This is a genomic window from Arthrobacter sp. D3-18, assembly GCF_054408525.1.
In genome coordinates, this window is the sequence record NZ_CP096440.1 from 694,444 (window position 1) to 706,487 (window position 12,044).

The following is a 12,044-nucleotide window of genomic DNA, read 5'->3' on the forward strand; positions in this document are numbered from 1 at the left end:
GTCTGTAGCAGAGCTTGACGAGGAGCGACTTCATACGAAAGTTCATGGATTGCCCGCGTGGCACGGGTGCGGCAGGGTAAGCAACCCTACGCAATCATCATCGAGCAAGTGGATGTACCCGATCCAGCTTCCAATCCTGCGCCAAGGGCCTCCAGCACGCAGGCACCGCTCTTATGGATGGCAACTAGTGCCGTGGGTGCCAGACTGCTTGTCGGTGGAATTGCACTAATAGTTTTGCCAACCTGACTTCAGGAAGCGCGTGGCCGCTGAGTGGACCGATGCCGTCTACAGATTCCGCACGGTGATACGACGTGACCCGGAGTACCATCGCCGTTGTTGGGTTGGCGGGATTGGGTGGCGGCGCCATAGTCGCATACCGGCGTCAGCTATTGGCAGAGCGGCGCCAAGGGGTTGAGGAGGCACGGTAGCGAACTGAGGAGGCTCGGCAGCGCGCGGAGGAAGCTTTTCCAGTCCTGAGCGAGATCGCCAGCCAGGACTTTGGGGTGGAAAGCGAAAGGACGGTGATATAGCCGACTTGCGGGCTAGATACACCAAAGCTGCGGAGCGGCTGGGTCATGCCAGTGCTGGTGTCAGATTGCCTGGTGTGTATGCAATGGTCGGGCTCGCTGATGGCTGGCTGGCGTCCGGTAGTAAACTATCGCCGACCGTTTGCGTGGACGCCCTTTGCGCTTGACCGCGCCAGGTTCATTGACGATTTCGACTTGAATCAACTCAAGCTTGAGGTTGGCACGCTAAGTTTTGAGAATGCAAAGTCACTCTCAGGAACCTTGACGTTAAATGATTCCCTGATAGTCAAAGTCTAATCATGTAATTTTGCTGGTGGGAAACTTGTTCGAAAATGCGAGAATTTCTGGGGAAGCGTCGAGACCAGGTACATCGACTGATGGCTAGGGTGATGAACTTCGATAGGCTAGTCATCTCAGGTAGAGATATTTACATGTTCTGGCCAAAGATTCAGGCGTCTTCATTGACTTTATTTATTCAGGTTGCATGGAAGTCGCGTGACCGGCTTTAGTTTCCAGAGCCGGCGCAATTTGATTGAGCCAAACCAGATTTATCGGCACAGATGTAAACCTGTCGATGATCGGAGGAAAAGTCAGAAATTTGTTTATTCTCGATTTCACTTCGCCCCGACAATAGGAGGTTCCTCCCGCTGCTCCCCCGGGAATCGGTGACTTAGACTTTTTGGGGTGCAGTACCCAAGCGATTCCCCTATTGTGTGATTTGTCGAACCAAAGGGGCGGCCTCCAAGGGAGGAGAGATTGATATCCTAGCCGAACCTGTTGAATATTGGGCAGCAAGAACTGCATATATTAATGCGAATCGCGATAGCTGGAAAGCGATCAAGGCTACACAAGCTACAGAGTCACGATAATACTTTCTGCAATCGCATACAGAGCTATCGAGGCATTCGAAAGAAGTCACGAGTACTAGCCAGGCTTTCAACATGTAAAAGAAAGTCGGTCCAGTCCGTACGCCAATTGTCGATCAGCGTCCGTATTTCAGTCTCTGTATAACTGCGACCTACTTCGTCAGGGGTGGCTGCTCCGTGAGCAATTTGATTCCGCTGAGCAACGATCGCATCCACGGAACCCCAGGTTCTCCGAAGGTATCTTTGAGGTGGGCCTACTTCGAAAATGTCACACCAAACTTTGATCTGGCTGGATTTCATAAATGATCCATCGTTTGGAAAAGCCTCTGCATCAATGGTGCAGGATCTTCCTGAGTCTACTTGCTCGATTAGGCGCGGAAGGCTGTGCGAGAAGAGCTTCTTCTCAGACATATCTCTAAGCGAAGCAACAGAGGACTTGACGGCAAACATTCTGAATCCTGGGCGAAGTCGACGATTACCCACTCGGCAAGATATTGCTGCATCGAGAAGAGTGCGCGTGAGGGAAGTTAGGAGATTTTCGTATGCTGCAAAGAGTAAAACGACGGCTAATCCCCGCGCCTCTTTTGATATTGGCCCGGAGCTTGATGGTAACCCCGACGATGTAGGCTGAGGGTGAGTTTCGTCGATCAATCTGGTTGCGGTGTCAAGTCTAGAGTTAAGTTCTGCTATGTGCAGTCTGAGGCTAATCATTGGAGGCTAAGGAAACTATCTCTACTGAACTCGACTCTCCCACTAACGCGCCGGCGATTGTTTGTAGCACCCGTAGTCATTTTTTTCATCTCCTCTGATGCGATCCAAGATGTGTCAGTCACAGGTCGTAGAGATGGGTCGTGCTGAATGGCTAAGGCAGCTCCCGCTGCAACCCCTTCGAAGAGGTTGACTGGAGTAGTACCTTTTCTAGTTTTGAGGCCATTAGGAAATGTTTTTGCCAACAAGGTAAATGTCTTGCGGAAAAGTTCCGCCCGCTCTTCAACATTGGGGTCCGCTGCGGCATCAGCGCAAAAACCGTTGAGAAAGTCTTTCACAGAATGCTCAAATGTGGCATAGCGTTCCGTGAATGCAAAAAACCTCAACACGTAGTCCTGAGCAGTTCCGTCTTGTTGGCTGGAGCGAGGCAAGACTACGACGCTCTTGAACTCCTCTGTCATTGATAGTTCGCCGACGAGGTCGATAAACTCGCCCATGAATACGCACTCGCGGACCTCATGATCCGTAAGTCGTACCCCTCCAGTATTTAGTCGCTCAAAAAGATCAAATCGAACTTGTAAGTCACTCTTGTCATTGAGGACTATGACCTTTATTGGTCGATCCTCAAGCCCGGTCTGTATATCTGCTGGTAATTCGTGAAAGTATGCTCCCTGAAGAGAGCTAAGCTTATCGAGGGCGGTAAGTTTCAGTGGTGAACCAACTAGTCGAGTCGCCGCGCGTGTCGTATCGTCGCCCATGAAATTGACGAGTGAAAGTAAGCGCTGAAGGCCGTCCACTACTTCCCATGTGGTCCCCTTTTCTGTATGCACATTCGTCGCCATGAATAGTGGCGGAACGGGAATACCCAGCATCAAAGACTCGATGAGCCGTGATTGACGTTCTTCGTCCCATCGGAACTGGCGCTGGTACGCGGGTGCAATCTCGATGCGCTTCTTGCCCACTCGCCTCACCAGTTCGTCAACTGTAATGTCGTATGAATCGAAGTCAACCTTGCGTCGTTGCTCGTGCAGTTCAAGGCGTTGCGCGGACGCATCATGTTTGGCCATGCTCCGACTATACAGAAACGGGCGTGCCACCCCGCCTGCTATGTCTTCCAGTTGCTTGTGAGATGTTTCGCATCGTCTTCGTAAGCGAAAGGGGGTAACGCACCTCGCATCATTTTGTATAAATTACGGCCTGAGAATGTCCTGCGCGTCGATGATGTGGCACCTTGAGATCAAGGGCAGATGCGGTTTTGCCAGACTCCGTTATGGACTGCGGTTGCCATACCTGAGGGCCAAACATACTGTAGCTGACGAACAAGGTGGCAGGTATGAAACGGCCTTTGCCTCCTGACTCTGCACGGAGCGCCCTTGGCGCCCAAGATCATCTGATGTGCCGCCGTGCGTCCGGTTGAAGTCAGCTCGACCAGCCAGGAGCACGGCGGCGGAGGATATCTGGCACTCCTGCTAGAGCTAAGCTGAGGAGCGCCGGTGGGTGCTAAGGAGCACTGGCGTTAGCGCACTTTGGACTGGTCTTGGAAGGACAATCGAATGGCTCGGCCGACAGTTCAGGACGTCGCTAAGACTGCGGGTGTGTCCGTGGGGACGGTGTCGCGCGTCTTGAACGGGAGCCCGGCTGTCAGCGCGGCAGCCAAGGAGAAGGTCGATGGCGCAATCCGGGAGCTCAGCTATCGTCCGCTTGCCTCGGCCAGGGACCTGCGCCGAGACCGCACAATGCGCGTGCTGGCACTCGCCAAGAACCTCGACTCGCTCGTGATCAGCGAAGTCTTCCGGGGTGTCGGCGACGCTGCCGCGGACTCGGGTTACGTCAGCCTCATCGCAGCGACCGACGGGGACTTGGATCGCGAACAACAACTCGTGGATATGTTGCGAAACGGCTCCGTGGACGGATTGGTCATCTTCTCGCCCACGATGCCGGACGACGACGTCAACACAGTCGCCGAGCAAATGAGTGTGGTCCAAGTCTGTGAAATCGTCGACGCCGAGGCGGCATTCGGAGTGTCCATCGATGACCGTGAGGCCGCCTTCGATATCACCAAGCACCTGATCGACACTGGCGCCAAGAAGCTGGCCATGCTCGCCCACAGAGGTGCCCGCTCGGGCAGGCTCCGTGAGGAGGGCTTCCGTCAGGCGCTTGAAGAGGCGGGCTTGGAACCGGATCAGATCCTGTTCGGTGACGGCAACTTCGGCTTCCACTCCGGCCGCACCCTCGCAAGGAAGCTCCTCGAAGCATCGGACCTTCCGGACGCCATCTTCTGTGGAACCGACGTGGTCGCAGCTGGGTGCGTTCGGGAACTCACCGACGCAGGCCTCAAAGTCCCGGATGACATCGCTGTGGCGGGATTCGATGACTCGGCCCAAGCGGAAATGTGCGTCCCGGAGCTGACCACAGTAAGGCAGCCGGCCTACGAAATGGGCCGCGTAGCCTTCGCTGAACTGCTCGAGCGGATGACCGTCGAGGGTTCACATCGCAAGGGGAGAACTTTCCTCCCGCACGAACTTGTCATCAGGGACTCGACTAAATAAAGAGGGTTGACAGCCCTCAGTGGTCCCTGTCACACTACTTTGGAATCGATTCCACGGCCGCAAGGCCGATTCTTTTGAACACATATGGAATCGATTCCATGGATCAAAACGAACCACCGGCAAAGAAGCCACCTTCAGAACGCGGGACAGCCAGAACGCGCACTGAACGCCACCCGCCCACAGACCCCAAAGGAGCCACTTGTGGACTTGAACCGACCTGCTTCCCCGCTCCAGAGCCAGAACCAAGCAACACCCCGAAACCGTAAAGCACTGGCGGCCACCGCAATCGCAGCCGCAGCCCTCCTCCTCAGCGCGTGCGGCGGGGGAGCAGCACCCCAAGGTGCCGAGCAAGCAGCAGCTGCCGATCCGGCGTCGGGCGCTAATGCCAGCGGCAACGTGAACATCTGCGGCGTCAAGGACGCGAGCGGTATCTACAAGGGCACGGCGGAGGCGTTCACCAAGGTGAACGGCAAGGTCACGGCCAAGTACACCGAGATCGGCGCCACCACGGATGAAGCCCGCACGCAGATCGTGCAGCGGCTCGAGGGCAAGTCCACCGAGTGCGACATCTTCATCACGGACGTCATCTGGACCTCTGAGTTCGCCTCCCAGGGCTGGCTGTTGGACCAGACCAAGCTGGTAGAGGCCAACAAAGACCGGCTCATTCCCTCCACTGTGGAAACCACCAAGTACGAGGACAAGTACTGGGGCTCGCCGTTCTTCACCAACGCTGGACTGATCTACTACCAGAAGGACAAGGTGGCCAAGCCCGAGACCTGGCAGCAGCTCTACGCGGAAGCTGCCAAGGCACCTGGCAACGGCTTCGTCTACCAAGGCAAGCAGTACGAGGGCCTCACGGTGAACTTCCTCGAAATGCTCTACAGCGCAGGCGGTGAAGTCCTGGATGACCAAGGCAACGTCAAAATCGACTCCGAGGAGACCCGCGAAGTCCTCGACTTCATGAGCAAGGGCCTCAAAGACGGCTCGGCCGACCGTGCCGTCCTGACCTACAACGAAGACCCGGCCCGCCTCGCTTACGAGTCCGGCGATTTCGGATACCAGCGCAACTGGCCGCACGTGTACCGGCTGCTCAACGCGACACCGCTGGCATCCAGCTTCGAGGTCGCGCCGCTGCCGGCATGGGAAGGCGGCAAGGCCTCCGGCGTGCTGGGCGGCTGGAACCTGGCGATCTCGGCTCACTCCACCAATCAGGCCGGGGCTGTCGCGTTCATCGACTTCGCCACCACGCCGGACTGGCAGAAGCACGTGGCCATGGACTACTCGCAGGCACCGGTCAACGAGGCTGCCTACTCGGACCCGGCCGTGCTGCAGAAGATGCCGTTCGCCGCCGAACTCCTCGCCTCCGTGAAGGGTGCCAAGCCGCGCCCGATCTCCCCGGTCTACCCGCAGATCTCGCAGGCGATCTACAAGAACGTCTACGCCGTCCTCTCCGGCACCGCCTCCACCGAGGACGCCGTGAAGAGCATGGCCGAAGAAATCACCAGCGCCAAGGCGAGCTTCTGATCATGGCCACCAAGACACTTCAACCCAGACGCGGGGCACCCGGCGGCCGCCCGCCAAGCCGCGTAAGCGGCCGCGACCGCGCCGAGCGGAAGCTCGCATTCCGCATGACCGCCCCATCGCTGGTCATCATGGCGCTGGTGGCGGCGGTCCCCATCGGCTACGCGATCTGGCTCTCGCTGAACCAGTACAGCGTCCGCACCGCCGGTCTGTCCCGCTTTGTCGGGCTGGACAACTACATCGCCGCGCTCACCAGCAACGAATGGTGGGCGGCGTTCGGCCAGACGTTCCTGTTCGCGGGCCTCTCCGTCAGCTTGGAACTCGTCCTCGGCACGGCCATGGCGCTCCTGCTCAACCTCGCGTTCAAGGGCCGCGCCGTCCTGCGCACTGTGGTTCTGCTGCCGTACGCGATCATCACGGTGGTCAGCGCCATCACGTGGCAGACGATGTTCCAGCCCAACATGGGCCTGGTCACCAACGTCCTCTCCACGCTTGGACTCCCGGGCGGCGACGTCGTCTGGCTCGGTGAGCACGGCTACGCGATGGCCGTGATCGTCATGGCCGACCTCTGGAAGACGACGCCCTTCGCGGCGCTCATCATCCTGGCCGGCCTGCAGGTCATCTCCGCCGAAACGTACGAGGCCGCAGAACTCGACGGCGCCAGCAAGTGGCAGACCTTCGTTCACATCACCCTGCCGCTCCTGCGTCCGGCAATCGTCCTCGCCGCGATCTTCCGCACCATGGACGCCCTCCGCGTCTTCGACCTGCCGTTCGTCCTCACCCGCGGCGCTAACGGCACCGAATCCATGTCCATGCTGGCCTACACGCAACTGCGCGAAAACCGGCTGGTGGGCGAAGGCTCGGCGCTGTCCATCCTGACCTTCCTCACCGTCATGGTGGTCTCGGTCATCTACGTCCGCTTCGCCGGCGGCAACATCCGCGACGTCGCGAAGGAGGAACAATGAGCACACTGACTGCAGAACGCCCGACGGCGGAACTCGCCTCGCGCCCCAAGGCGCCGAAGCGTCGGTTGCGTGGGGAATCGAAACTGCATCCACTGGTATGGGTGTTCGTGGTGGCCGTCATGGCTTTCTCGCTCATACCCTTCTACTGGCTGGTCAACACCTCCCTTAAGAAGGGTGCGAGCCTGTCCCAAGGCGAGCTGTTCCCGAGCCAGCCGACCCTCGAGAACTATCTAGTCGTCTTCCAGAACCCCGAGTTCCTCCTGGCCTTGCGCAACTCGGTGATTATCGCCGTCGTGACCACCACAGTGGCGCTGGTGTTTGCATCCTTCGCCGCGTATGCGCTGGCCAGGCTGAAGATGCGCCGCAAGGCGATGATTCTGACGCTGATCCTCTCGGTCACCACGTTTCCGGCCATCGCCATCGCGGCACCGATGTTCTCCATCTGGCGCGAAATCGGCCTGTACGACACCTTGCTTGGTCTCATCATTCCGAAGCTGACGTTCGCGTTGCCTCTGGCGATCTACACACTGACGTCGTTCTTCAAGGAGATCCCGCGCGAGCTGGAGGAATCCGCGTACATGGACGGCGCCACACCGTTTGTCGCCTTCCGGAAAGTCATCCTTCCCTTGGCAATCCCTGGCCTGGCGACGACGGCCATTCTCGTGTTCATCTCGGTCTGGAACGAATTCCTCCTGGCCGTCACGCTGACCACCTCGCCGGAATCCCGTCCCGTCCCCGTAGCCATCGCGTTCTTCAGCGGCACCAGCGAGTTCGACCAACCACTCGGCACCATCAGCGCCGCGTCGGTAATCATCACCATCCCGCTCGTTATCTTGGTGCTCCTCTGCCAGAAGCGCATCGTCTCCGGCATGACGGCCGGCGCCGTCAAGGGCTAGTCCTTGAAACCCGAACCTAGAAACCCCAGAAAGAACAGGAACAACGTGAGCATTCAGCAGCAGGTCCCGTCCGCAACCCTCAAGGTGGGAGTTGTGGGTATCGGTTGGGCCGGCCAGCAGCACCTCAAGGCGTACAGCAACATCGACGGCGTCGAGATTGTCGCCGTCGCCGGCATGGAAGAAGAACTCCTGGCCCAGCTGACGGAGGAGTACAGCATCCCTCACGCCTTCGCCCGCTGGGAGGACATGATTGAGCTTGAGGACCTCGACGCCGTCAGCATCGCTGTGCCCACCTTCCTGCACGCGCCCATCGCGGTCGCTTCGCTTGGGCGGGGACTGCATGTGCTGAGCGAGAAGCCGATCGCCCGCAACGCCGTCGAAGGCCAAGCGATGGTGGACGCCGCCCGGAAGGCGGGACGCGTCCTGGACGTGGCGTTCAACCACCGCCGCCGCGGCGACATCCAGGCGTTGAAAGAAGTGATCGACGCCGGCACGCTGGGACGTCCGTACTACGCGAAAGCGTCGTGGCTCCGTCGTCAGGGGATTCCGATGCTGGGCAGCTGGTTCACCAATCCTGAGCTCGCCGGCGGTGGCCCGCTGGCTGACATCGGGGTCCACGTGCTGGACTACTCCCTGCACCTGCTGGGGGAGCCGAAGGTCTTGGCGGTCTCGGCATCCACCCACTCCGAGCTCGGGCCACGCGGCCTCGGCGGTAACGCCCGCTATACGGCGTCGAACTCCAGTCATAAATTTGAAGTGGAAGATTTCGCATCAGCGTTCATCCGGCTGGAAGGCGGCGGCACCTTGATCCTGGAAGCGGGATGGGCAACCTACCGCGACGAGAAGGACCTGATGGACTTCACCGTTTACGGGACCGACGGCGGAGCGGACCTGCGCTCGGTCGGCGCCTCCGAGAACCCGGTTGCGGACGTCCACGTCTTTACTGAGAAGGACGGCGAGAACGCCGACTTCGAGGTAGTGGCCGAACCCGGGCGCGCCCACCAGGCCGTCGTCGACGATTTCATTGCCGCGGTGCGCGGTGGCGAAACTGTGTGGGGAAGTCATGACGGCTCGCTTGCCCTGAGCCGTGCCTTGATACTTGATGCTTGCTACAAATCCGCCCTCGAACAACGTGAAGTGGTGCTCTGAAATGTCTGAACAGAAATTGAAGGTTGTCGTCTGGAACGAGGCCGTTCACGAAGCCCGCAACGAGCCCGCGACTATCGGCGAGATGTACCCGGAAGGGATTCACGGCGCCATCGCCGCAGGGCTCCGCGGCTTCTACCCGGACTCCGAAATCTCCACAGCCACGTTGGCCGACCCCGAGCACGGTCTGTCCGAGGAAGTCCTGGAACAGACAGATGTGCTCTTGTGGTGGGGACATATTGCGCACGAGGAAGTGGCTGATGAGGTGGTGGAGCGCGTGCAGCGGCACGTGCTCGGCGGCATGGGCCTGGTGGTTCTGCACTCCGGGCACTTCGCCAAGATCTTCACTCAATTGTTGGGGACCACCTGCTCTCTGAAGTGGCGCAACGAGGGCGAACGCGAGCTCGTGTGGACGGTCAAGCCCTCGCATCCGATCGCGGCTGGTATCGAGAGCCCGATCGTGATCCCTCAGCAGGAAATGTACGGCGAACTTTTCGACATTCCGGAGCCCGATGACCTGATCTTCATCAGCTCGTTCACCGGGGGAGAGGTGTTCCGCTCCGGCGTGACATTCTCCCGGGGCAAGGGTCGGATCTTCTACTTCAGCCCCGGCGACCAGGAATACCCGGTGTACCACCAGCCGCAGATCCAGAAGGTGATCGCCAACGGGGTTGGTTGGGTGGCGCAGCCTGGTGTTTTCCGGGAGGCGCCGGAGGTCTCCAATCCGGCCCGGGGCTGGTTCGAGGAAGCCTAACGATGACCAGTTCCCTTTTTCCTGCTGGCCGTCCTAAAGGCGTGGCCGCCATCGGCTACGCCTTTATGGGGAAGGCCCACTCGAATGCGTGGCGGAATGTGGCCAGTTTCTTCGACGTTCCGGCCTTCGAGCAGAAGGTGCTCGTTGGCCGGGACGCCGCCTTGGTTGCCGAGGCTGCTGCGAAGTACGGCTGGGCTGAATCGGCTACCGACTGGCGATCCGTGATCGCACGGGACGACATCGACATCGTGGATATCTGCGCGCCAGGCTGGATGCATGCCGAGATCGCCATCGCAGCGTTGGAAGCCGGCAAGCACGTCCTGGTGGAAAAGCCACTTGCCAATACTTTGGATGAGGCTGAGTTGATGGCGGGTGCGGCTGCCTCCGCCAGGGCCCGGGGTGTGCAGTCGATGGTCGGTTTCAATTACCGGCGGGTGCCTGCGCTGGCACTGGCTCGCGAGTTGATCGCGGAGGGACGTCTCGGAACTGTTCGGCACGTCCGTGCCGCTTACCACCAGGACTGGCTTTCCGACGTCGAAACCCCCATGAGTTGGCGGCTCCGCAAGGAAACCGCCGGTTCCGGAGCGCTAGGGGACATCGCTTCCCACGCTATCGACCAGGTCCAGCACCTTACCGGCCAAATCGTCACTGAGGTGACCGGAACGCTGCGGACTTTTGTTACCGAGCGTCCCGGCCCTGAAGGTTTGGAGAAAGTGACAGTCGACGACGCCGCGTGGGCCACCCTTGGAATGACAGGAAACATCAGTGCTTCGGTGGAAGCATCCCGCGTGGCCACGGGGCAGAAGAACTCACTCAAGATCGAAATCTACGGCTCTCTCGGGTCGCTGACCTTTGATTTGGAGAACCTGAATGAACTCGGCTTCCTGGACGCGACGCTTCCTGTGCGGGAGCAGGGTTTCCGGCGGATTCTCGTGAATGAGCCCGAACACCCGTACCTTGAGGCGTGGTGGCCGCAGGGGCATGTCATCGGTTGGGAGCACACGTTCACGCACCAGGTCCGCGACTTCCTAGTTGCCGTTCACGACGGAAGCCAGCCATCGCCGTCGTTCGCTGACGGGCTCCAGATCCAGCGGGTGCTGGCCGCCGTCGAAGAGTCGGCGAGGAACAGGAGTGTGGTGACGGAGGTTCCAGAACGGGTTGGGGTCAACTAGGCGGAACTACTTCGGCTTCCCGGCGGATGATGGCGAGTCCGTCGCGATAGGAGGTCACTGCGAACTCCGGGAATCGCGCCCTGAACTTCGTAGATTCGAAGCGGTTGTCGTGCTCGTAGCGCGGCAGTAGTTCCCGCAGCTCCCGTACCTGCGCCGAGAACAGCCCAGCTGCGTTGAGGACCCATCGTGGCACCACCGTGTAGCCGGGGTACTGGCCGAACGCTTCGCTGGCCATGGTGGCGAACTCCCGGTAGTTCGGCCGTTCCTCGGCGACCGGAAGGTGCCATGTCTGCCCGAAGGCGTCCGGTGTGTTGCCCAGAAGCGCAAGGGCACGGCTTGCATCCGGAGTCCAGATCAGCGTCCGTTGACGGTCATCCCGTACTGGGATGCGGGGCTTTTTAGCTGCCTTGAGAGGATCGATGATCAGGGCGTTGGTGAAGCTCTGCGTCCGGCCCGGCCCGTAGAACTCGGGAGCCCGGGCGATGAGTACCGGTATGTCGCCCCGCGCCATCTCGTCAAGCACCATCGATGCCATCGCGGCGCGGACCTTGCCCTTGCGTCCGTTGGGGGCGAATGGGGTTTGCTCGGTCTGTACGCGGTCGTCCTGGGGATACATGTACGTGTTGTCAAAGTAGACGAATTTGGCGCCAGCAGCCCTGGATGCCTCCTGTGCATTCCGGAGCATCGTCGGGAACTGCGCCTCCCACAGCTCAGTGTTTGCCGGCAGCCCTGCAGTGAAATAGACGACGTCGCTGCCCGCAACGGCCGCGGTTGTCTGGCCGGCGTCGAGCAGGTCCGCTTTGATGAGGGAGTCTGACTCGTTGACCTTGCGGGGATTACGGCTCACGAGCCGAAGATCCTCGGTGTAGGCGCGTTGTAGCTCGCGGGCGAGCTCCACGGCGATCTGGCCGTTCGCGCCAAGTATGGTCTGCATTACTAA

General features: G+C 59.7%; 10 protein-coding genes. 7 read left to right on the plus strand and 3 right to left on the minus strand.

Annotation, left to right across the window (positions count from 1 at the left end):
- Positions 1 to 1,420 precede the first annotated feature (1,420 nt).
- On the minus strand, positions 1,421 to 2,104 hold the full coding sequence (locus M1D89_RS05355; protein ID WP_498648687.1) for a HEPN domain-containing protein: 684 nt from the start codon (positions 2,102 to 2,104) through the stop codon (positions 1,421 to 1,423).
- On the minus strand, positions 2,101 to 3,168 hold the full coding sequence (locus M1D89_RS05360; protein ID WP_498648688.1) for a GmrSD restriction endonuclease domain-containing protein: 1,068 nt from the start codon (positions 3,166 to 3,168) through the stop codon (positions 2,101 to 2,103). Before M1D89_RS05360 ends, M1D89_RS05355 begins: the two co-directional genes overlap by 4 nt.
- 486 nt (positions 3,169 to 3,654) lie before the next feature.
- On the opposite strand from M1D89_RS05360, the gene M1D89_RS05365 reads away from it, so the two are divergent.
- From M1D89_RS05365 to M1D89_RS05395, 7 genes are all read left to right on the plus strand, one after another.
- The gene (locus M1D89_RS05365; RefSeq protein ID WP_498648689.1) at positions 3,655 to 4,650 is read left to right on the plus strand and encodes a LacI family DNA-binding transcriptional regulator; all 996 of its coding nucleotides are present in this window, start codon (positions 3,655 to 3,657) and stop codon (positions 4,648 to 4,650) included.
- Between the two features lie 201 nt (positions 4,651 to 4,851).
- The gene (locus tag M1D89_RS05370) at positions 4,852 to 6,174 is read left to right on the plus strand and encodes an ABC transporter substrate-binding protein (RefSeq protein ID WP_498648690.1); all 1,323 of its coding nucleotides are present in this window, start codon (positions 4,852 to 4,854) and stop codon (positions 6,172 to 6,174) included.
- 2 nt (positions 6,175 to 6,176) lie between these two features.
- Entirely contained in the window at positions 6,177 to 7,136 is a 960-nt protein-coding gene (locus M1D89_RS05375; RefSeq protein ID WP_498648692.1) for a carbohydrate ABC transporter permease, read from the plus strand.
- Positions 7,133 to 8,032 (plus strand): carbohydrate ABC transporter permease, encoded by a 900-nt coding sequence (locus M1D89_RS05380; RefSeq protein ID WP_498648693.1) that lies wholly within the window; start codon positions 7,133 to 7,135, stop codon positions 8,030 to 8,032. The genes M1D89_RS05375 and M1D89_RS05380 overlap by 4 nt, the downstream gene beginning before the upstream one ends.
- 45 nt (positions 8,033 to 8,077) lie before the next feature.
- A complete protein-coding gene (locus tag M1D89_RS05385) occupies positions 8,078 to 9,181 on the plus strand; it encodes a Gfo/Idh/MocA family protein (RefSeq protein WP_498648694.1) in 1,104 nt (367 codons plus the stop codon).
- Position 9,182: 1 nt separating this feature from the next.
- Positions 9,183 to 9,932, plus strand: coding sequence for a ThuA domain-containing protein (locus M1D89_RS05390; RefSeq protein ID WP_498648696.1), 750 nt, complete (start codon positions 9,183 to 9,185; stop codon positions 9,930 to 9,932).
- A 2-nt stretch (positions 9,933 to 9,934) separates the two neighbouring features.
- Positions 9,935 to 11,104, plus strand: a complete 1,170-nt coding sequence (locus M1D89_RS05395; protein ID WP_498648698.1) for a Gfo/Idh/MocA family protein — start codon at positions 9,935 to 9,937, stop codon at positions 11,102 to 11,104.
- On the opposite strand, the gene M1D89_RS05400 is transcribed toward M1D89_RS05395, so the two are convergent.
- Positions 11,097 to 12,038 (minus strand): NAD-dependent epimerase/dehydratase family protein, encoded by a 942-nt coding sequence (locus M1D89_RS05400; RefSeq protein WP_498648699.1) that lies wholly within the window; start codon positions 12,036 to 12,038, stop codon positions 11,097 to 11,099. The genes M1D89_RS05395 and M1D89_RS05400 overlap by 8 nt on opposite strands.
- Positions 12,039 to 12,044: the final 6 nt, after the last annotated feature.

Coding starts and splice junctions, on each gene's coding strand:
- M1D89_RS05355 (WP_498648687.1), bottom strand. CDS start 2,104: ATGATTAGCCTCAGACTGCACATAGCAGAACTTAACTCTAGACTTGAC.
- M1D89_RS05360 (WP_498648688.1), bottom strand. CDS start 3,168: ATGGCCAAACATGATGCGTCCGCGCAACGCCTTGAACTGCACGAGCAA.
- M1D89_RS05365 (WP_498648689.1), top strand. CDS start 3,655: ATGGCTCGGCCGACAGTTCAGGACGTCGCTAAGACTGCGGGTGTGTCC.
- M1D89_RS05375 (WP_498648692.1), top strand. CDS start 6,177: ATGGCCACCAAGACACTTCAACCCAGACGCGGGGCACCCGGCGGCCGC.
- M1D89_RS05380 (WP_498648693.1), top strand. CDS start 7,133: ATGAGCACACTGACTGCAGAACGCCCGACGGCGGAACTCGCCTCGCGC.
- M1D89_RS05390 (WP_498648696.1), top strand. CDS start 9,183: ATGTCTGAACAGAAATTGAAGGTTGTCGTCTGGAACGAGGCCGTTCAC.
- M1D89_RS05395 (WP_498648698.1), top strand. CDS start 9,935: ATGACCAGTTCCCTTTTTCCTGCTGGCCGTCCTAAAGGCGTGGCCGCC.
- M1D89_RS05400 (WP_498648699.1), bottom strand. CDS start 12,038: ATGCAGACCATACTTGGCGCGAACGGCCAGATCGCCGTGGAGCTCGCC.